Raw genomic sequence first — 20552 nt, forward strand, 5'->3', positions numbered from 1 at the left:
GGTCAGGGTAGGCGCGCGCCTCCCCCGGACCGCCGTCCACAGGCTGTGGATATCGATCGCGCGCGCGAGACGCGGGCTCCCTGCCGTTGTCAGTGCCGGGTGCCAGACTCGGCCGTATGACCGAACGCTGGGCGCTGGCCGTCACGGAGGGCGGGGGCGCGCGCCTCGTTCCACTGGACCGCTCGGGCCTGCCGGCGGGCCCGGTCCTGACCGAGCCGGACCTCGCGGAGGCGGTCCGCTCCCGGCCGGACGTCGCCCGCTGGGTGTGGCGCTCGACGGCTGAGGTCTACCCCCGGCTGCTGGCCGCCGGGGTGCGGGTCGAGCGGGCCTACGACGTGGAGGCCGCCGAGTCCCTGCTCCTCGGCCACGAGGGCCGGCTCGGCGAGCCCCGCTCGGCCGCCGCCGCGCTCGCCCGGCTGCGGGGCGGCCCGGTGCCGCCCGATCCGCCGCCCCGGTCCGCCGAGCCCGGCTCCCAGTCCTCCCTGTTCGAGCCGCCCTCCGGCCCGGAGCTGCCGTTCGACGCGCTGACCGAGGTGTACGCGGCGCAGCTCGCGCGCCACGGGGCGACGGACCGGCCGGAGCGGATGCGGCTGCTGACGGCCGCCGAGTCGGCGGGGATGCTGATCGCCGCCGAGATGAACCGGACGGGCCTGCCCTGGCGGGCGGACGTCCACCGCGAGGTGCTGCGCGAGCTGCTCGGCGAGCGGTACGCGGGCGGCGGCGAGCCCCGCCGCCTCGCCGAGCTGGCCGACGAGGTGTCCGCCGCCTTCGGCCGCCGGGTGCGCCCGGATCTGCCCGCCGATGTGGTGCGGGCGTTCGCGGGGGCCGGGATCAAGGTCCGCTCGACGCGCCGCTGGGAGCTGGAGTCCCTGGACCACCCGGCGGTCCGGCCGCTCGTCCAGTACAAGAAGCTGTACCGGATCTGGACCGCGCACGGCTGGAGCTGGCTCCAGGACTGGGTGCGCGACGGCCGCTTCCGCCCCGAGTACCAGCCGGGCGGCACGGTCAGCGGGCGCTGGACGACCAACGGCGGCGGGGCGCTCCAGATCCCCAAGGTGATCCGGCGGGCCGTCGTCGCGGACGAGGGGTGGCGCCTCGTCGTCGCGGACGCCGCCCAGATGGAACCGAGGGTGCTGGCCGCGATCTCCCGGGACCCGGGTCTGATGGAGGTCGCGGGCCACGAGGGGGACCTCTACACCGCGCTGTCCGACCGCGCCTTCCACGGCGACCGGGACCACGCCAAGCTCGCGCTGCTCGGTGCCGTCTACGGGCAGACGTCCGGGGACGGCCTGAAGAATCTGGCGGCCCTGCGCCGCAGGTTCCCACGCGCGGTCGCCTATGTGGACGACGCCGCGAAGGCGGGCGAGGAGGGCCGTCTCGTACGGACGTGGCTCGGCCGGACCAGTCCGCCGGCGGCCGGTCACGGGGAGGACGGCGAGGCGGGCATCCCGCAGGAGGAGGAGGAGGGGACCCGCGCGCAGTACACGCCCGGTTACGCCTCCTCGGACGCGAGGGCACGCGGCCGGTTCACGCGGAACTTCGTGGTCCAGGGCAGCGCGGCGGAGTGGGCGCTGCTGCTCCTGGCGGCCCTGCGCCGGGCGGTCGCCGCCGCCGGGCTCCGGGCCGAGCTGGTCTTCTTCCAGCACGACGAGGTGATCGTGCACTGCCCGCTCGCGGAGACGGACGCGGTCCTGGCGGCGATCCGGGAGGCCGCCGAGGTGGCCGGCCGGACGGCCTTCGGGGACACACCGGTGCGCTTCCCGTTCACCACTGCGGTGGTGGAGCGCTACTCGGACGCGAAGTGACAGACGCGACGTGGCAGCCGGGAACGGCCCGGGACCGAACCCCCTCCGGCCCGGGCCGTGCGCCGTACGCGCCCCGGGGAGAGAGCCCGGGGCGCGTGGGCGCGGCGGTTACGGCCGCCCGGCCGTCTGCCCGTCTACCCGCGTTCCCACAACGCGGGGACATTCGGCGGCTCCCAGCCGGTCAGGGCGGTGTGAGCCTGCAGACAGCGGTAGGCGACCCCGCCGTATGTGACGCGGTCTCCCGCGGTGTAGGACGTCCCGGCCGCCCAGGTGCCGCCCGGTTCGGTCGGCGGGTCGGTCGGGTCGGTGGGGGGATCGGTCGGGTCCGTGGGGTCCTGGGCGACGTCGAGGACGAAGTCGAAGGTGCCCTCCTTGCCGGAGCCGGCCGCCCGGACGTTCATCAGCAGCGCCGCGTCGTACAGCATGTCGGTGCTGTTGCGCGGCTCACCAGGGAAGTACAGCTGGGTGGTGAGGATGCCCGAGCCGGGGGCCTGGGCCTTCACATGGATGTGCCGGGTGCGGCCGGGGTAGAGGCCGGGCACGATCGTGGTGAGCGTGAACGCGCCGTTCCGGTCGGTGAACTGGTGGCCGCGGAAGGCGTAACCGCTCATGTCGTACGCGCCGTTGGTGTCGGCCTGCCAGAAGTCGAGCAGCACACCGGGGATCGGGCGGCACTCGCGCCCGAAGACGTAACCGCTGACAGTGAGCGGGACGCCGGGTGTCGACGCGGTCACCAGGCTGGTGCGGAGCGGGGAGTTGGGCTTGAAGTACGGGCCCTCGATCTGGTCGTGCGTCGGCTCGTCGCCGTCGTCGCAGTCCGGGGTCGGGGCGAGCGGCCGGCCGGTGTTCCCGGCGTCGCGCGCCAGCGCCACCCCGCCGCCCGCGAACAGCGGTACGGCGGTGGCCACGAGCGCCGCCTTGAGGAGGGACTTGCGGCTGATCGCGGGGCCGCCCGCGGCGTCGGCAGTGGGTTCGGGTGCGGAGGACTCGGGGGTTGCGGGGGGCATGGCTGACGGACTCCTCGGGATGGTGGGGAAGGGCACGTGCGCGGTGCGGGGCCCGGGGCGGTGTCGGTCGCCCCGGGCCCGTTCCTCGATCGCCTGAGGGACGGGGGGTTCTGGTGTTACACGGCCTGCCACAGGGCCGGGACGTTCGGCGGGGTCCAGCCGGGCTGCGCCAGATGGCCCTGGAGGCAGCGGTAGCGCGCCGAGCCGTACGTCACGACGTCGCCGGCCGCGTATGTGGTGCCGGCCGCCCAGGTGCCGCCCGGGTTGGTCGGCGGGTCGGTCGGGTCGGGCGGGGTGGTGGAGCCGTTGGTGACCAGGGTCAGCCCGTACGCCTGGAGCGCCGGGTTCAGCGGCTGGAAGTACGTCACACCGCCCTGCGAGCAGTTGCCGGTGCCGCCGGAGGTGACGCCCTGGGCCTGGCTGCCCGAGACGAACGAACCGCCGGAGTCTCCCGGTTCGGCGCAGACGTTGGTCCGGGTCACCCCGGAGACGGTGCCCTCCTGGTAGGTGACGCTGCTGTTGCGCTGCTGGACCGTGCCGCAGTGCCAGCCCGTCGTGGAGCCGGACCGGCAGACCGACGACCCTTCGATCGCCTCGGTGGAGCCGGTGACCGTCACGTCGCCGTTGCCGTAGCCGTTGACCAGCGGGCGCGGGGTCCAGTTGGTGTTCGTGGCGACCCAGGCGTAGTCGCGGCCGGGGAAGGTGGAGCCCTGGAAGGAGCCCTGGGCCTGCTGGTTGTAGCCGCTGGTGGAGACGCCCGGCGTGCCGCAGTGCCCGGCGCTGACGAAGCCGCCCTGGGTGCCGCGCTTGACGGGGAAGCCGATGGAGCAGCGGCCCGAGCCGTTCATGTAGTACGCGTCGCCGCCCCGCAGGTCCGTGAAGGTGCGGGGCCGCTCGGTGGACCGGGCGACGGTCACCAGGTCGCGGGAGACGCCGGCCCTCGCGAGGAACGCGTCGGCGGCGGACGCCTTCCCGGCCTGGACGACGACGCGGTTGGTGCGTACGTCGACGTACCAGGCGGGCACGTCCTTCGGGGCGGCACGCAGCGCGACCCGGTCCAGGGCGGCCTTGGCGGCGTCGAGTTCGGCGAGGCTGTGGTCGACGACCTCGGCACGGGCCCCGGCCTTCGTGATGCGGGCGGCGTCCGAGGCGTCGGTGGTGGCGACGGTCAGGTCCGCGTCGTCACCGCTGACCCGGACGCCGGCGAACCGGTCACCGAGCGAGTACCGCAGCCCGGCGGTGAGGGCGGCGGCGCGCGACTCACCGGCGATGCGGCCGCGGGCCTCGGTGGCGGTGAGTCCGAGGTCCCGCTGCATGGCCTTCAGCAGGCCGGGCGAGAGGTGGGCGGAGTCCGCCGCGGGGGTGGGGGCGGTGGAGGCGGGGTCGGCGGACGCGGTGCCGGTCAGCCCGGCGAGTGCGAGCGCGCCGACGGCCACGGTGGCGGTACACGCGGCCAGGGCCCGCCTGCGGAGCATGGATCTCTCCACGGAACTCTCCTTGACTTCAGGGGAATCGCTTCGGAGGAATCGCTTCGGGGAATTGCTCGGGGGAAGCGTTTCGGGGGAATCGCCGCCAAGGTAGCCGCGTACACGTCAGCTTCAGGAGATCCCGTCCGCCCCATCGCATCGCGTTATGGGGTTGCGGGCCCAGGCCCGAACTCCCTTTGTATACGGGGCCCGAGTAGGTTCCCCTCATGCGAATAGGCCAACTGCTGGGCAGTGGACGCGACGCGGACGTGTACGAACTGGACGAGGCGTGGGTGCTGCGGCGTTACCGCGACGGGATGGACGCGTCCAGGGAACTGCCCGTCATGTCCTACCTGTCCGCCTCCGGCTACCCGGTCCCCCGGCTGGGCCCGCAGTCCCCTTCGGCCGGTCCCGGCGATCTGGTCCTCCAGCGCCTGCACGGTCCGACCATGCTGGAGTCCCTCATGTCCGGGGCGACGGGCGCCGAGGAGGGCGCCGGCCTCCTGACCGGGCTCCTCGCCGAGCTCCACTCCGTCCCGGCCAGGCTCTCGCCCGACCCCGAGGACCGGGTGCTCCACCTGGACCTGCACCCGGACAACGTGGTGCTGACGACGGACGGGCCCGTGGTCATCGACTGGAGCAACACCGAGGAAGGCCCGCCCGCCCTCGACCGGGCCATGTCGGCGCTGATCCTGGCGCAGGTGGCGGTGGACCCCGCCCACCCGGCGGCGGACGGGGCCCGGGATCTGGTGACCGCCCTGGTGCCGCGCCTGGCCGCCGACGACGGCATCCCCGCCTCCCACCTCGCCGACGCGGCCGCCCGGCGCACCCTCAACCCGACGATGAGCCCGGCCGAGACGGCCCTGATCGGCGACGCGGCGGCCCTGGTCACCGCCCTCTCCGGCCGGTAGCACGTCCTACTCCCTCGCCCCGGCGAGCTCCACCGGCCGAGTGCGCAGGGCGACGGCGGCGGGCACCACGGCGAACACCACCGCGAGCGCCGCGCTCACCGCGATCACCGACCCGACCGCCTCCCACGGCACGACGACCGCCGCCGGGACGTCGAGCCGGCCGAGCGCGGCCCGTACGCCGAACAGGTTCAGCGCGGCCACCGCCCCGCCGAGCCCCGCGCCCACCGCGACCACGGCCAGCGCCTCCGCCCCGGCCAGCCGCAGCACCTGCGCCCTGGTCGCCCCGGCGAGGCGCAGCACGGCGAAGTCGCGGACCCGGTCCGCCGTGGCTATGACCTGGGTGTTGGCGAGGGCGATTCCCGTGTAGACCAGGGCGATCGCCAGGATCATCAGGAGACCGGTCCGGGTGCTGCCGCCGCCCTGAACGAGAGTCGCCGCCCACTGCTCGCGGGTCAGCACCTCCGTGCCGGTCGCCCGCCCGGCCGCGCGCAGCCCGCGCGCGACGGCCTGCCGGTCGGCCCCGGCGCGTACGGCGATCCCGACGCGGTCGACGGGGGCGCCGGCCGCGTTGCGCGGGGTGAGGTAGACGCCGTTGTCGCCGGTGCCGACGGCGAGCACGGCCGCCACTCGCAGGGTGACCTCGCGGCCGTCGCCGAGCCAGACGCGGACGTGGTCACCGACCCGATGGGTCTCCCACTCCTCGTTGACGACGATCGAGCGGTCGTCCAGGTCGGCGAGCCGGCCGGCGACCACGGGCAGCGCGGAGACGGCTGCGGCGTCGGCCGGGTCCATTGCCCGGGCACCGGAGCGGATGAGGGCGGTGCCCTCTTCGAACACGGTGACCGAGGTGGCGCGCGAGGCGCTGACCCGGACGCCCGGAACGCGGCGGGCGCGGTCCATGAACTCCCGGGATATACCCGCGTGTTCGCCCACGGCCAGGAAGTCCGCCGTGACCTGGCCGCGTGCCTCGGCCGCCTGGGCCGCGTCAATGGTGGCCTTGGTGCCCATCAGCGAGGCGGCCAGGGCGGCGGTGACGAGTACGGGCGCGGCGACGGCGGCCGTCCGGCGCAGCCCGGCCGAGGCGTTCTCCCGGACCAGCAGGCCGGTGGCGCCCGGCAGCCGGGCGGGCAACCAGGCCAGGAGGCGGATCGCGGGGCGCACCAGGACGGGTGCGAAGAGGGCGCATCCGACGATCAGGAGCATCGGCTGCGTGGTGTACGTCTTGCGCTTGAGGAGCCCCGCCGGATCCTGGACGAGCCCAAGCACCACCAGCACCGCCCCGGTGAGCAGGACGGCGGCACCCAGCACCACCCGTACCGGCGGCATCGTGGCGCTGTCCACAGCAGCCTCGCGCAGCGCCTCGGCCGGGCGGACCCGTCCGGCGCGGTGCGCGGCGGCGACCGCTCCGGCGAGGGCGACGGCGAGGCCGGTCCAGAAGGCGCTGTGCAGCGGCCAGTTCTGGGCCCCGATGGTGAACCACCCCGGGGCCAGGCCCTCATGGACCATCCAGGACGCGAGCCGGGGCGCCCCGGAGAGCCCCAGCCGGCAGCCGGCGGCCGAGGCGAGGACGCCGACGAGCGCGGCCTCCGCGTACACCAGGCGGCGGACCTGGCCGGGCGTCGCGCCCGCCATGCGCAGCAGGCCGAACTCTCGGCGGCGCTGGGCCACGGCGAAGGAGAACGTCGAGGCGACGACGAACACGGAGACGAAGGCGGTGATGCCGGCGGCCGTGCCCAGCAGGGCGTTGACCGAGACCAGGGCCTCGGCGTCCCGGTCCGGGTCGGGGTCGGCCCTGCGCCGCTCGTCGCCGGTGAGCACGTCGAGACCGGAGCCCGCGGCGGCACGTACGGCGGCCGGGTCGGCGTGCACCACGACGGCGTCGATCTCCGGGGCGAGCCGGGCGGCGTCCGCCTCGGTGAAGAACACGGCGCGCTCGAACCGAGCGGGGCGCACGGTCCCGGTCACCGTCCAGCGCCCCTTGCCCGCAGGCGTGGTGAGGGTGATCAGGTCGCCGGCGGCCCCCTCCCCCGCCGCGACCACGACCTCGCCGGACGCGGCGGGCGGACGCCCGGAGAGCAGCCGGTACGGGGTCGCGGCGGCGACGGCCCACGGGTGCCCGACCGCCCCGCCGGCCCCCGCCGCCACCGGGAACGTACGATCCACCGCCGTGCGCCCCAGCCCCGCGAGCCGGGCGGCGACGTCCGCCGGGACGGGCCGGGGATCGGTGAGCTTCTGCGTACGGACGCCGACCGGCGTGCGTACGCGCACCTGGTCCGCACCCCGCACCACGACCGGCGCCGCGGCAAACCGCTCCGGCACCTGGTCCGGGCCGTCGAAGGTGGCGGCGAGGGCCAGCCCCGTCGTGGCGATGACGCCCACGCCGAGGGCCAGCGCGAGGAAGGAGCCGGTGAGGGTGACCCAGCGGGTCCGCATGCCCTGGAGCACGAGCCTCAGCACGGGACGGCCCCCATCCGCGTCATCCGGGCCGCGACCTCCTCGGCCGCCGGGGCGTGCAGCTCGTCGCGCACTCTGCCGTCCGCGAGGAACAGCACCCGGTCCGCGTAGGAGGCGGCGACCGGGTCGTGCGTCACCATGATCACCGTCTGGCCGTCGTCCGCCATGGTCCGGAGCAGGGTCAGCACCTCGCGGCCGGTCGTGGAGTCCAGCGCGCCGGTGGGCTCGTCGCCGAACAGCACGTCGGGCTGGGTGACCAGGGCGCGGGCCAGCGCCACCCGCTGCTGCTGCCCGCCCGACAGCTCGCCGGGGCGGTGCCCGGCGCGTCCGGCGAGGCCCACCCGGTCCAGGACGTCGAGGACGTCGGCGCGCCTGGGGCGGCGGCCGGCGAGCCGGAGTGGCAGGGCCACGTTCTGCTCGGCGGTCAGCGCGGGGAGCAGGTTGAACGCCTGGAAGACGAAGCCGATGCGGCTGCGCCGGAGCAGGGTGAGGCGGCGCTCGCTCAGGCCGGTCAGCTCCGTGTCGCCGAGGAACACCTGCCCCGCGGTGGGCCGGTCGAGGCCGGCGGCGCACTGGAGCAGGGTGGACTTGCCGGAGCCCGATGGGCCCATGACGGCGGTGAAGGAGCCCCGGGGGATGTCCAGGCCGACCGCGTCGAGCGCGGTGACGGCACCGGACTTTCCGGCGTAGGACCGGGTGACCGAGCGGAGTCGGACGGCAGCGTGATTCATGCCCTCAGCCAACCGCCGCCGCGCGCCCGGCACATCACAGCGGTTTCCACTTCTGAGGTGGAGGTAGCTCCACCTCAGAAGTGGAAACCGCTGGGTGGTCCGGGCCCGTGCGCGCCGCCTACCGTTCCCCCATGTCCTCCTCCCCCGGCCTCCACGGCGCCCTGTGGCAGCGACGCTACGTGCGCGGCCCCTGGCCGTGGCGGGCGGCGCTGTACCTGCTGACCGGCGCGCTCACCGGCGTCCTGACGCTCGCCGTCCTCCTTCTGCTCGCGGTCGCCGGCGGAGTGCTCGCCGTGCTCCTCGTCGGCCTCCCGCTCCTGCTCACCCTGGCCCTCTCCGGCATCCCGCTCGCCGCCCTGGAGCGTCGCAGACTGCGGCTCGTCGATCCCTGCCCCCTCGATCCGGTCCATGGCGAGCCGGACGGCACCGGGATCACCGCCTGGCTGCGGACCCGGCTGCGGGAGCGGGCGACCTGGCGGGAGCTGGCGTACGCGCTGCTCACCGCGGTCGTCCTGTGGCCGCTGGAAGCGGTGACCGTGGGGACGGCGCTCACGGTGTGCGGCGGGCTGATCGCGGCGCCCGCCGTGCTGGCCGCGAGCGGCGGCGAGGAGGTCCGGGTGCTGAAGCTGTGGCTCGTCCACTCCTATCCGGCCGCCTTCGGGGCGCTGCTCGCCGGGCTGGCGCTGCTCGCGGTGTTCGCGTATCCGCTGGGGGTGCTGGCGGCCTGGCGCGCGACGCTGGCCCGGGCGCTGCTCACGGACTCCGGGGCGGGGGCCCGGCTACGCGAACTGGACCGCTCCCGGAGCCGGTTGGTCGATGCCTTCGAGGCGGAGCGGCGGCGCATCGAGCGCGATCTGCACGACGGGGCGCAGCAGCGGCTGGTCGCCCTGTCGATGACGCTCGGCCTGGCCCGCCTGGAGAGCCCGGCCGAGCCCCTGGCCGGGCTGCTGGCGAAGGCGCACGGCGAGGCGGACACCGCGTTGGTGGAGATCCGGGAGCTGATCCGGGGCGTCCACCCCCGGGTCCTCACCGACCGGGGGCTCGGGGCGGCCGTGGAGGACGTCGCGGACCGCTCGGTGGTGCCGGTCGATGTGGACCTGGACCTGCCGGAGCGGCTGCCGGGGGCCGTGGAGAGCGGGGTGTACTTCGCGGTGTGCGAGGCGCTGGCGAACGCGGCCAGGCACAGTGGCGCGGAGCGTGTCCGGGTGTCCGGGCGGGTGGCGCGGGGCCGGCTGGTGGTGGAGGTGGCGGACGACGGGCGGGGCGGCGCGTCCGCCGGGAACGGGACGGGGCTCCAGGGGGTGGCCGACCGTCTCTCGGTGCTGGACGGCCGTTTGGTACTGTCCAGTCCCCCCGGCGGGCCCACGGTGTTCCGCCTGGAAGTCCCCGTACCGGGCGCGAGCGGGAGGCGCTGAGCGTGCGGATCGTACTGGCCGAGGACAGCGTGCTCCTGCGGGAGGGGCTCGTCGGTCTCCTCGAACGGTTCGGCCACGAAGTGGTGGCGGGCGCGGGCACGGCGGACGAGCTGGTCGCGGCCGTCGTCGAGCACGGTCCGGACATTGTCGTCACCGATGTCCGCATGCCGCCCGGCTTCTCCGACGAGGGCCTGCGCGCAGCGCTCGAACTGCGCACCAGGCAGCCGGGGTTGCCGGTGCTCGTGCTCAGCCAGTACGTGCAGCGCACCTACGCGGAGGACCTGCTCGACTCGGCGGACGGGCGGGGCGTCGGCTACCTCCTCAAGGAACGCATCGGCCACGTCGAGGAGTTCGTGGACGCCCTCGCCCGGGTCGCCGCCGGGGACACCGTGGTCGACCCGGAGGTTATCCGGCAGCTGATCCGGCACCGCCGGGACCCGCTGTCCCGGCTGACCGCGCGCGAGCTGGAGGTGCTGGCGCTGATGGCGGAGGGAAAGTCCAACGCCTCGGTGGCGGCGGCCCTTTCGGTGAGCGAGGGCACGGTCAGCAAGCACTTCGGTTCCATCCTCGCCAAGCTCGGCCTGTCGCTGGACGACACCACGAACCGCCGGGTGCTGGCGGTCCTGGCGTACCTCAGGGGCTGACCCCTCCGGCCCGACACGCCCAGCCGGCCCCGCTCCGGCCGCCGGGCCGCCCGTACGCAACCTCCCGGGACAGAACATCTAAGGGCTGGACGGGACGTCGGCGAGGGCCTGGCGGGCGAAGGCCACGACATGGGCGCGCAGGTCGAGACCGCCGGCCGCCTCCGCGTCGGGGCCGATGATCAGGCGGGCGAGCTGCGGCACCGCGTTGGGCCAGGCAGCGAGCCCGATGAGGCTCAGCAGGCAGGCCGCGACCCGCGGCGACGCCTCGGTGCCGAAGCTCTCCGCAAGGGCGGCGATCTTCTCTTCGTAGTGGCCGCGGCGGCCCTCCTCGTTGGGCAGGACCCCGTCGCGGTAGTGCAGGCCCTCCCAGAAGAAGAGGCGGACGAGGACCGGGTTGTCGCGGTGGAAGTCGTACACCCGGCCCACGTACTCTGCGGGGTCGTCGCCGCCCTTGAGCGGCACGGCCGCGGCCAGCTCGTCCAGCGCACGTCCCACGACGGCGTCGAAGAGCTTCTGCTTGTTGCCGAAGTAGCCGTAGATCCGTTCCTTGTTCACACCGGCCAGCTCCGCGATGCGGTCGACGCGGGCTCCGGCAATGCCGTGAGCCGCGAATTCCTCCTTTGCCGCAGCGAGGAGCCGTTCCTTGGTGGAGGTCGCGTCCGAGGTCATGCCACCAGCGTAGAACCGCTCGCCACCGATGCCAACCAACTGGATGGTTGACAGCCAACCAGTTGGTTGGCAGAGTGGATCGCGTCACCGGGGGCGGCACCGCCCTCCGCACACCTCGCGCACCCCGCACCTCAACCCGGATGGGAATTCTCATGACCACCGCCACCTGCCCCGCCGCCGCTTCCGCCCCCACCCCCGCACAGCCGGTCGCACTGCCCTCCGTGCATGTGCGCGCACTGCTCACCTGGATCGCGGTGTTCGCCGCCCTGACCGTGGTGCAGCTGCTCGTCGGCCCGTGCGTCAAGGGCTTCCCGGTACTCCTGCGCACCCTGGTGATCACCGGGGTCGTCGTGCCGGCGGTCGTCTACACGCTGGTGCCGAACCTTCTGAAGCTCCGCGCCGCCGTTCTGCGCCGCCGCGGCTGAGGCGCTGGGCAAGGGCTGACTCCAGCCGTCACCGCGCACCCGTCCCCGCCGCGATGGGCCAGGAACGCGGCGCCGAATCCCATTGCCGTGAAGCGAGTTCGTCCAGCAGGATCAGCACCCGTGACCACCGCAGAGACACCCCCCGCCGAACCACACGCCGCGCCCGCCACACCCGCCACGCCCTCCGTCGCCGACGAGTTCACCGCCACGCTGCCGACCGCAAAGCAGCCCGCGGCCACCCCGCCCCGCCCCCTCGCACTGATCACCGGGGTCGGTCGCACGGTCGGCATCGGGGCCGGCATCGCGCGCCGACTGGCCGCCTCGGGCTGGGATGTCGCCTTCACCTACTGGACGCCCTACGACCGCCGCATGGCCTGGGGCGAGGAGCACGGCGGGACCGCGGCCATCGAAGCGTCGCTCACCGCTCACGGCGCCCGCACCACCGCGATCGAGGCGGACCTGATCGACCCGGACGCCCCCACCCGAATCTTCGACGAGGCCGAGCGCCGGATCGGTCCGGTCACCGCGCTCGTGCTGAGCCACGCCGAGTCCGCGGATTCCGGCCTCCTCGACACCACCCTCGCGAGTTTCGACCGCCACTTCGCGGTGAACGCCCGCGCCACCTGGCTGCTGATCCGTGAGTACGCACTCCGCTTCCGCGCCCCCGCCGGGACCGGCCGGATCATCGCGCTCACCAGCGACCACACGGTCGGCAACCTCCCGTACGGGGCCAGCAAGGGTGCCCTGGACCGCATCACCCTGGCCGCCGCACGCGAACTCGCCCACCTCGGGGTGACCGCCAACGTCATCAACCCCGGCCCGGTGGACACCGGGTGGATGAACGAGGAGCTGGCGGACCTGATCCGCCGGGACACCCCGCTGGGCCGCCTGGGCACCCCGCAGGACACCGCGCACCTGGTCGACTTCCTCTGCTCGCCGCAGGGCCAGTGGGTCAACGGCCAGCTGCTCAAGAGCAACGGCGGCTCGGCGTAAGGGCATAGGAGCGTCGGGGCATAGGCGCGTCAGGGCATAGGGGGCCTCGGGGCATAGGGGCATAGGGGCGCTTCCGCAGCTGCGTCCCACGGGGCGGTCACCCCTTGTCGGGGGCCCGGCGGGTCATTAGGGTCACCCCATTGTCGAAGCGCTTCGACGGAAGCGATCCTTCAGGGCCCTCGGCAGCACGCTCACCCGAATCAGAGGACGGATGCCATGCCAGTCCGAGACCAGACGGGCACGACCGTCAGCAACCCGGTGATCCCCGGGTTCCACCCCGACCCCAGCATCTGCCGTGTGGGCGACGACTACTACCTGGCGTGCTCCAGCTTCGAGTACTTCCCGGGCATCCCGCTCTTCCACAGCCGCGACCTGGTCCACTGGACGCAGATCGGCAACGTCCTCGACCGGCCCGAGCAGCTTCACCTGACCCCGGGGACCCGGGCCTCCGGCGGCATCTACGCGCCGACGCTCCGCCACCACGACGGCCGGTTCTGGCTCGTCGTCACCAATGTCGAGGTGGGCAACCTGCTGTTCACCACCACCGACCCGGCCGGCCCCTGGTCCGACCCGGTCCCGCTGCCCGGTGTGCCGGGCATCGACCCGGACCTGGCCTGGGACGAGGACGGCACCTGCTGGTGCACCGTGGCCGGGGTCTCCCAGGTCCGCATCGACCCGCACACCGGCGAGACCTTCGGCGAACCGCGCCGCATCTGGTCCGGGGCGCCCGGGGCGAAGGCGCCGGAGGCCCCGCACCTCTACCGGATCGGCGACCACTGGTACCTCTTGATCGCCGAGGGCGGCACCGAGCGCGGGCACGCGGTCTCCGTCGCGCGCGGCCCCTCGCCCGCCGGGCCGTTCGAGCCCTGCCCGGACAACCCGGTCCTGACGCACCGGGGCCGCGAACACCCCGTCCAGAACACCGGCCACGGCGACCTGGTGCAAGGGCCCGACGGCACCTGGTGGCTGGTGCTCCTCGGCGTGCGGCCGGGCGGCGGCACGCCCGGCTGGCACGTCCTCGGCCGGGAGACCTTCCTCGCCCCGGTGACCTGGGTGGACGGCTGGCCCGTCGTCGGCGAGGTCTCCACCGAACTCCCGGCGCCGCCCTGGGCGTTGGAGCCCGCCCCCGCGGCCCCGGCCCGGGACGACTTCGACCTGGCCGAACCGCGCCCGTACTGGATCTCGCCGCGCCGCTCGACCGCCGGGCGGGCCGGGACGAAGGAGCGGCCCGGCTGGCTGACCCTGCACGGGCGGGGCGGCACGCTGGACGACCCGGACGCGGTGTTCACCGGCCGCCGCCAGCAGCACCTGGCGTGCCGGGCGCGCACGCTGGCGGACGCGGCGGAGGGCCACGGCGGGCTCGCGGTCCGGCTGGACGAGGCGCACCACTACGCGATCGAGGCGGGCGGCGGCGAGATCCGGCTCATCGTCCGGATCGGCCCGCTCCGCACGGTGGTCGCGTCCCGCCCGGCGCCCACCGGACCGGTGGTGCTCGGGATCGACATCGTGCCCACCCGGGCCCCGCTCGACCCGTGCACGGGTCCGGACACGGTGTCCCTGGGCGTCGAGGAGCCGGACGGCACGTTCACCGTGCTCGGCTCCCTCGACGGACGCTACCTCTCCACGGAGGTGACCGGCGGCTTCACCGGCCGGGTGATCGGCCTGTACGCGGCAAGCGGCACGGTCCACTTCGACTGGTTCGCGTACGAGGCCCTGGAGGACTGAGAGCTGTCACCGGCCGGCTGACATGGCAGGGAGCGAATCACCGGATCGGAGATTCAGCCGATCCGGTGATCAAAGCGTCGGAAAGGCGGGGTGCTGCGGACACCGTTGCGGTTGCACAGCTCACCGAGGCCCTGAAAAACACCCGCCCCGCACCGGCGCGCAGCGCCACCGCACCCCCCGAAAGCGGCCGTCCCGGTAGCCCCCGGGTCCGGTAGGCTTCCCGGATGCGCTATTTCATCCAGTACCCCGCCGGGGCCGGCGAACTCGTCGCGGATGCCATGTCGCACTTCGTCGACGGCTTCCGCGCGGAGTACCAGGACGACAGCGCCATGCTCTTCTCCTCCAGCTCACCAATGGAACGCGTCGCGGACATTCCCTTCGCGAAGAACGCCTTTGCTGTGATCACGGAAATCCGGCGCGGCGACATCGATGAGAATGTGGAGCAACTGGCGGGCTCGCTGAAGAAGGCGCAATTCCCCCCGCTCCCCGGGCCCCGCGCCCGGGGTTTCCGCGTGATGGTCCACCTCGACGGCGAACTGGCTTCCGTCGCGGGCGCGCCGAAGCGCGAGATCGAGCGCACGGTATCCGCCTGCACGGGAATGCGGCTCGAACCCAGCGGCCGGGGCCAGGAGTACTGGGTCATCGGCCGCCTGGACATGCGGAACGTGATGTTCTGCGCACGGCTGCCCAAGCCCGCCCGGCCCAGGAAGGCCCGCGGCGCCCTGTCCCACGAGCTGTCGTCCATGCTGGTCCTGGCGTCCGAACCGCGCCCCGAGGACACCTTCCTGGACCCGTTCGCCGGCAGCGGCTCGTTCGTGGTCGCCCGGCTCGCCCTGCCGGCCCGGGAGGTCATCTACTCCGACCTGGACCTCGCGGACCACCGCGAACACCTGCCCGGCGAGGCCCTGCGCGACCGGCGGGTGCGCCTGCTGGACGAGGACGCGATGATCCTCCCGTCCGTGCCCGACGGCTCGGTGGATGCCGTCGTGACAGACCCGCCGTGGGGCGAGCACGAGGAACTGCCCGTGCCGTACGAGGAGTTCGCCCGGACCACCGGGCTCTCCCTGGCCCGGGTCCTGCACCCGGAGAAGGGCCGGTACGTACTGCTCTGCGCCCGCCGGGGCGCCCCCTCGTTCGAAGCGGCGCTCACCGACGCCGGCCTCGCTGTCCGCCAGACGCACGAGATCCTGGTCAACGGCCACCCCGCCACGGTCTTCATCGGCGACCGGCAGGCCGACTCGGCGCGTTCGCGGAAGACCGTGCAGCAGGAGTCACAGGACTCTCCGGAGCCTCAGCAGCCCGAGAAGCCGCAGGCCGGGCAGAGCGGCGAGCGGCGCCGGACGGCCAGGAAGCCCGCCAACCCCCTGCTCGTCGGAATGGGCACCTACCGCCGCTCGCTGAACCGCTTCTCGCGCTGACGACCACCAGCGGGCTCGCGAACGCCGTGGAACACGCGACGGCGGCCGAGCCGGCTGGGCCGCCCCCGGACATGAAAAAACCCCAGGTCACGGCGAGTGAGTCCTGGGGTAATTCCGAGCCGCCTTCGGGATTCGAACCCGAGACCTACGCATTACGAGACCCCGCAAGATCATCCCAGCCGGTGCCGGACGGTGCCACAGAATCCCGTTTCCGCTGATCAGAGGCTTGCGGCCGTGATCGCCGTGACGCCCGGTCTTCCCTCGTGCCACCCAGTCCGCTCACGCAGCGCTCACGCAAGCAGAGCGTCTGGCGATCGCAAACCCGCAGGTCTCCGATGCTCCCAGAAGCGACCACCCGTACGAGTCATTGCCCCTGGCTCGGCCGCGGGGTGAGCTGTTGCCATGCATCGCTGGTCTCCCCTGAACGAACGACAGCTCGCCCTGCTCGGCCGACTCGCGAGCGGCAAGGACTCCGAGGAGCCTTGGGACCCCGGTGAGTTCCGCACCGCCTACGCGCTGCGCGACAGAGGGCTGGTGACGATCAAGCGCAGTGGGGGCATGGTGGATGCCCAGGTCACCGAGGCAGGCACCTTCTACATCCAGCACGGCCACCACCCGGACGACCCCGCACACGCCGAGGAAAAGAAGACCGCCAGGGGGAAGGCGGCAGGTGGCACCCGCTCCGCGTCCTACGCCGACAGGCCAGTGGCACTCGCCCGTCGGACCAAGGCGAAGGAGCTCATCGAGCGACTCGTTACGGACAGGCGGGTCACCTTCACCGAGCCCGACGACGCCACGGTGACGGAGTGGCGACGCGTAATCGACTACGCGAAGCGCCACAGCCTCGTCCCTGAGGGCAAGCGCATCGAAAGTATCCGCATGTGGAATCGCGACCTGCAGATCTCTCTGATCGAGGGGCCCCACCCCAACTCACTGCGCCAGAGATCGGATGAGGCGCCACCCGTCCACGTACCCACTCAGTTGCGCTCCCCGCATCCGGTCGTGGCCGCACTGAGAGACGACGAGGGCCGACTCGTCATGCCCGCCCCGCTGCGGCGCCGATCGTTGCTGCTTCTCCAGGGCCTCGCCGCTGAGGCAGTACGTCGAGGGCACAAGGTGAAAGGGCATGAAGTCCCCTCCCGCCGGCGCAGTCATGCCTACACGTACAACGGGCGGCACTACCCTTCCAGCTACTCCCTCCGTGAGGGCGAACTGGACTTGGTCGTGAACGGCTTCACCTACACCGTCACGATCCAGCAGGAGTCTCCCCAGTCCACCGACCCAGAGCGCTCGAAGAGCCTCGTGATCGAACTCGGCTACAGCCGATCCGGCCGGCAGTCCCGCTGGGCCGATCGCAAGCGCTGGGTGCTGGAGGACATCCTGGGAGCCGTTCTCCGGGAGATCGAGACCCGCGCCGTAGAGGACGCCCAGCGGAAGGCGGACGAAGAGCGGGCGAAGGCCGAGCGCGAGGTCCGCTGGCGGGCGGCCATGGAGAAGGCGAAGGACCTGGCCGCGCAGGAACAGTATGCCGAGGTACTCCGTGCGCAAGCCGGCCAGTGGCAGGAAGCGGCAAGCCTGAGCGCCTACTGCAACGCCCTGGAGCGTCGACTGGAAGAGGCGGCCGGGGAAGATGAGGCAGCGGTGGCATCGGCACACGGGTGGTTGGCCTGGGCACGCCGTTACGTTCAGAGCCTCGACCCACTGACCCGTCTACCCGCCAAGCCCACCGCTCGCGAACCGAAGCCCGAGGAGCTGGCGCCTTACCTGAACGGCTGGAGCCCACACGGCCCCGAAGCACACCGCGGCTGGGGAGCCCGCTGAGGAGAAACGGGAACCCCACGAGGCACTCCCCCACCAAGCTGGTGCCAGCCTCGCACCTTGGGCGAGACCGGCACCGGCGAAAGCTCCCTTGCCCTACGCCTCCGCGATGACTTCCTCGGCGGCGACGTCCGGCTTAACCTCGCCACCCAGCGCCTCGGCGATAGCCTCAAACTCGGCGAGGGCGGCCTGGAGGTCCTCCACGATCTCCTGGGCGATGACCTCGGGAGGAAGCAGGCTGTCGGCGTCATCGAGCGCCGGATCCTTCAACCACGTGACGTCGAGGTTGACCTTGTCACGGGCAATGAGCTCCTCGTACGTGAACCGCTTGAAGCGGCCGTCCTCGGTCTCCTTGCGCGCCGAGCGGTCATCCGCCTTGTACGCCTCGACGAAGTCGGCCAGGTCGGCCAGACGGAGGGGACGCTGCTTGAGCGTGAAGTGCATCCCGGTGCGGAAGTCGTACACCCAGACCTCGGACGTGTTGGGTACGCCGTCGGCCCGCGGGGGCTTCTTTTCGAAGAACAGGACGTTCGCCTTGACGCCGCCGGCGTAGAAGATGCCCGTCGGCAGGCGCAGAATCGTATGGAGGTTGAACTCCTGGAGGAGGCGCCGCCGGATCTTCTCGCCAGCCCCACCCTCGAACAGGACGTTGTCGGGCAAGACAACTGCCGCACGCCCGTCCATCTCCAACAGCGACATGATGTGCTGCAGGAAGTTCAGCTGCTTGTTGGTGGTCGTCGCCCGGAAGTCGGCCCGGTCGTAGGTGATGTCTTCCCGGTCGGTCTTTCCGTCCGTCCCGACGACTGTGATGGCCGACTTCTTACCGAACGGCGGGTTCGCCAGAACGAGCGAGGCACGCCGGGAGGGAGCGCTGGCGAGAGCGTCGCTGGTAGTGATGAGGGACTCGCCACCAGCTTCGCCGATGCCATGGAGCAGCATGTTCATCGCAGCCAGGCGGGCCGTGCCGGGGACGAGTTCGTTGCCCCAGATCGTGCCCTGACCCAGCGCGAGGCGCTGCTCACGGGAGAGCCCCTTGAGGTGGTGCTCACGGATGTAGCTGTGTGCGGCGATGAGGAAGCCAGCAGTGCCGCAGGCCGGGTCAGTGATCCGATCCTTGGGACCCGGCTGCATCACCTGAACCATGGCATCGATCAGGGGACGCGGCGTGAAGTACTGGCCGGCGCCGGTCTTGGTGTCCTCAGCTCCCTTGGCGAGCAAGCCCTCGTACGCGTCACCCTTGAGGTCAGTACCCTCCAGCACCCAGTCTGTCTTGCCGATCAGTTCAACGACCAGCTTTTCGAGGAGAGCGGGCTCCGTGATCCGGTTCTGAGCCTTGGCAAAGACGGTGCCGAGGGTTGTGCCGGGGTGCCTGCCAAGGTCGGTGAGAACCTTCCGGTAATGGACCTCCAGCTCCTCGCCACGCTTGGAAGCAAGCGATTGCCAGTCGAGAGCGGCCGGAACGATCGGGGCGGCCGCCTCCTCGGCGAACGGATCGGCGGCCAGCTCGTCTGCCATCTTGAGGAACAGGAGATACGACAACTGTTCCACGTACTCAATAGTCGACAGTCCGTTGTCGCGCAGGACGTTGCAGTAGTTCCACAACTTGGCAACGAGCGAATTGGTCTGGGCGATCGCCATGGCAGGGGCGGTCGAGGTGGTCTCAGTGGTGCTCATCAGAGCTCGAACTCCTGCTGAACGGCGGTGCCGGGAATCGGCGTGATGGCGGACGGGGCTGCGGGCAGATTGCCAGCACTCGCCCCCGCTGAACGGGCACGACGGACGCGGCTGGGTTTCTGCTTTCCATTTCGCTGACGCTCGCTTCGAATCCTTTCAAGGATTTCAACGGCTGACTCGTCAACAGAATTTTGGGGAACGAGACGACCAGAGATAGCTCGTTCAAGGGCCGACTGGCGAAGAAGCCGACTGCGGACTCTGGCTGCTTGAAGAGTGGCCCGCGCAGCACCGATAGAACTTTCCCATGCGTCGGCACCCTCCACAAGGGATTGCTGGTCCGAGAGCGCCGGAACGGGAATTTTAACTGACTTCACCTTGGCCGTACTGAGCGTGTACAGCCCACTTGTCGACTTTGCAACCTCACGAAGCTGATCAACGACGAGCGGAGAATTCCAAACCAGCTCCACATAGCGAGGCAATAGCTCGCCTCCAGGGCGAACCCTAATCAAGTGGTTCTGGTGGACTGCATTCTCGATCTGGCCACGCCATGTCGCGGCCCGCCCGATCTGGTCGGGGCTCCCATTGCCCTCTACGACAAGGAGGTCGCCGCGCGTGAGCCTGTATCGATCCAACTCTCCTGCGAATAGTTCAATCTGGTGAATTTCATCAAGCTGCAGCTTCCCGCGCGCAACATTCGCCACGCGCAGAAACGGGAAGAAGTTCTCCACCGGGCGTCGCTTTTGCTGCTTCTGGATCCCCCCTCTCACTTCTGCAACTTCCGAGACGAGGCAAAGGTCGGCTTGAACACTACGCCCGCCAAGGTCACCCCGCGCCACAGAATTGAGCACTGACGCCCAGGCGTGATCAGAACGCTCCAGACTCCTAGCGATACCCACCTCTGCAACGTCGAGACGGGAAACTAGATCATCAAGTGCTTCAACGATCCTGCGCTGCTCCGCCGCCGGAGGAAGCGGGATGGGAATTCGCCGAATCTCCCCTAGACCCAGCCTAGGGCGACCAACACCCTTAATTCGCGATGCCGCATATCGACGAGCCTGGGGCGACTGAAGAGCGTAGAGTACCCATTTGGATGAGATCTCCGAGTGAATGCGTGCACGAATAACATCGGCCTTCACGATGGCCGGGGCCTTCAAGTCTGGAACAATTGCAGCACGTGGCAACACTTCTCCGAGAGAGGCAATGATGAGATCTCCCGGTAGAACCTCATGATTCCGGAGCGTCTCGAAATGCTCCATACTGATGAAGGCTCGCTCATCGCGGAATACGCCGTCACCGACATTCTGCAGGCGGAGAACCCTCGCGCCTTCCTCCGTGTAATGTGCAGACTTGAGATTGGACCCAAATGGCCCGTCCGTGATGGCTCGCGGTGTAGTGGC

The 20552-nt window shown here is 71.8% G+C and carries 16 protein-coding genes; 9 read left to right on the forward strand and 7 right to left on the reverse strand.

Annotated elements, in window-relative coordinates:
• Positions 1-116 precede the first annotated feature (116 nt).
• Positions 117-1805: a bifunctional 3'-5' exonuclease/DNA polymerase gene (locus ACLQ2N_RS13525; protein ID WP_425812498.1), complete on the forward strand. Its 1689-nt coding sequence runs from the start codon at positions 117-119 to the stop codon at positions 1803-1805.
• A 134-nt stretch (positions 1806-1939) separates the two neighbouring features.
• Here ACLQ2N_RS13525 and ACLQ2N_RS13530 read toward each other — a convergent pair whose 3' ends face one another.
• Positions 1940-2812 carry a carbohydrate-binding protein gene (locus tag ACLQ2N_RS13530; RefSeq protein WP_425812500.1) on the reverse strand — a complete coding sequence of 291 codons (873 nt, stop codon included), beginning with the start codon at positions 2810-2812 and terminating at the stop codon, positions 1940-1942.
• Positions 2813-2928: 116 nt separating this feature from the next.
• Positions 2929-4287 (reverse strand): alpha-lytic protease prodomain-containing protein, encoded by a 1359-nt coding sequence (locus tag ACLQ2N_RS13535; protein ID WP_425813205.1) that lies wholly within the window; start codon positions 4285-4287, stop codon positions 2929-2931.
• A 218-nt stretch (positions 4288-4505) separates the two neighbouring features.
• Between ACLQ2N_RS13535 and ACLQ2N_RS13540 the strand changes: the two genes are divergently transcribed.
• Complete coding sequence (locus tag ACLQ2N_RS13540; RefSeq protein WP_425812502.1) at positions 4506-5189, forward strand: phosphotransferase; 684 nt, start codon at positions 4506-4508, stop codon at positions 5187-5189.
• Between the two features lie 6 nt (positions 5190-5195).
• On the opposite strand, the gene ACLQ2N_RS13545 is transcribed toward ACLQ2N_RS13540, so the two are convergent.
• Both ACLQ2N_RS13545 and ACLQ2N_RS13550 read right to left on the reverse strand, forming a co-directional pair.
• Positions 5196-7646, reverse strand: a complete 2451-nt coding sequence (locus tag ACLQ2N_RS13545) for an FtsX-like permease family protein (protein ID WP_425812504.1) — start codon at positions 7644-7646, stop codon at positions 5196-5198.
• The gene (locus tag ACLQ2N_RS13550) at positions 7640-8374 is read right to left on the reverse strand and encodes an ABC transporter ATP-binding protein (RefSeq protein ID WP_425812506.1); all 735 of its coding nucleotides are present in this window, start codon (positions 8372-8374) and stop codon (positions 7640-7642) included. Before ACLQ2N_RS13550 ends, ACLQ2N_RS13545 begins: the two co-directional genes overlap by 7 nt.
• A 131-nt stretch (positions 8375-8505) precedes the next feature.
• On the opposite strand from ACLQ2N_RS13550, the gene ACLQ2N_RS13555 reads away from it, so the two are divergent.
• Both ACLQ2N_RS13555 and ACLQ2N_RS13560 read left to right on the forward strand, forming a co-directional pair.
• On the forward strand, positions 8506-9789 hold the full coding sequence (locus tag ACLQ2N_RS13555) for a sensor histidine kinase (RefSeq protein ID WP_425812508.1): 1284 nt from the start codon (positions 8506-8508) through the stop codon (positions 9787-9789).
• 2 nt (positions 9790-9791) lie between these two features.
• Complete coding sequence (locus ACLQ2N_RS13560; protein WP_425812510.1) at positions 9792-10433, forward strand: response regulator transcription factor; 642 nt, start codon at positions 9792-9794, stop codon at positions 10431-10433.
• 78 nt (positions 10434-10511) lie between these two features.
• Here the strand turns inward: ACLQ2N_RS13560 and ACLQ2N_RS13565 are convergent, their stop codons facing one another.
• On the reverse strand, positions 10512-11102 hold the full coding sequence (locus ACLQ2N_RS13565; RefSeq protein ID WP_425812512.1) for a TetR family transcriptional regulator: 591 nt from the start codon (positions 11100-11102) through the stop codon (positions 10512-10514).
• Between the two features lie 152 nt (positions 11103-11254).
• On the opposite strand from ACLQ2N_RS13565, the gene ACLQ2N_RS13570 reads away from it, so the two are divergent.
• The 5 genes from ACLQ2N_RS13570 to ACLQ2N_RS13590 all read left to right on the forward strand — a co-directional run bounded on the left by ACLQ2N_RS13570 (position 11255) and on the right by ACLQ2N_RS13590 (position 17484).
• Positions 11255-11527: a hypothetical protein gene (locus tag ACLQ2N_RS13570; protein WP_425812514.1), complete on the forward strand. Its 273-nt coding sequence runs from the start codon at positions 11255-11257 to the stop codon at positions 11525-11527.
• Positions 11528-11737: 210 nt separating this feature from the next.
• Positions 11738-12520: an SDR family oxidoreductase gene (locus tag ACLQ2N_RS13575; RefSeq protein ID WP_425813207.1), complete on the forward strand. Its 783-nt coding sequence runs from the start codon at positions 11738-11740 to the stop codon at positions 12518-12520.
• Between the two features lie 216 nt (positions 12521-12736).
• Positions 12737-14245: a glycoside hydrolase family 43 protein gene (locus ACLQ2N_RS13580; RefSeq protein ID WP_425812516.1), complete on the forward strand. Its 1509-nt coding sequence runs from the start codon at positions 12737-12739 to the stop codon at positions 14243-14245.
• Positions 14246-14469: 224 nt separating this feature from the next.
• Positions 14470-15663, forward strand: coding sequence for a TRM11 family SAM-dependent methyltransferase (locus ACLQ2N_RS13585; protein WP_425812518.1), 1194 nt, complete (start codon positions 14470-14472; stop codon positions 15661-15663).
• 402 nt (positions 15664-16065) lie between these two features.
• Complete coding sequence (locus ACLQ2N_RS13590; protein WP_425812520.1) at positions 16066-17484, forward strand: hypothetical protein; 1419 nt, start codon at positions 16066-16068, stop codon at positions 17482-17484.
• A gap of 93 nt (positions 17485-17577) precedes the next feature.
• On the opposite strand, the gene ACLQ2N_RS13595 is transcribed toward ACLQ2N_RS13590, so the two are convergent.
• Together ACLQ2N_RS13595 and ACLQ2N_RS13600 are read right to left on the reverse strand one after the other, a co-directional pair.
• Positions 17578-19155, reverse strand: coding sequence for an N-6 DNA methylase (locus tag ACLQ2N_RS13595; protein WP_425812522.1), 1578 nt, complete (start codon positions 19153-19155; stop codon positions 17578-17580).
• Positions 19155-20411, reverse strand: coding sequence for a restriction endonuclease subunit S (locus ACLQ2N_RS13600; RefSeq protein ID WP_425812524.1), 1257 nt, complete (start codon positions 20409-20411; stop codon positions 19155-19157). Before ACLQ2N_RS13600 ends, ACLQ2N_RS13595 begins: the two co-directional genes overlap by 1 nt.
• Positions 20412-20552: the final 141 nt, after the last annotated feature.

The organism is Streptomyces sp. DT224 (assembly GCF_049844595.1).
GTDB lineage: Bacteria > Actinomycetota > Actinomycetes > Streptomycetales > Streptomycetaceae > Streptomyces.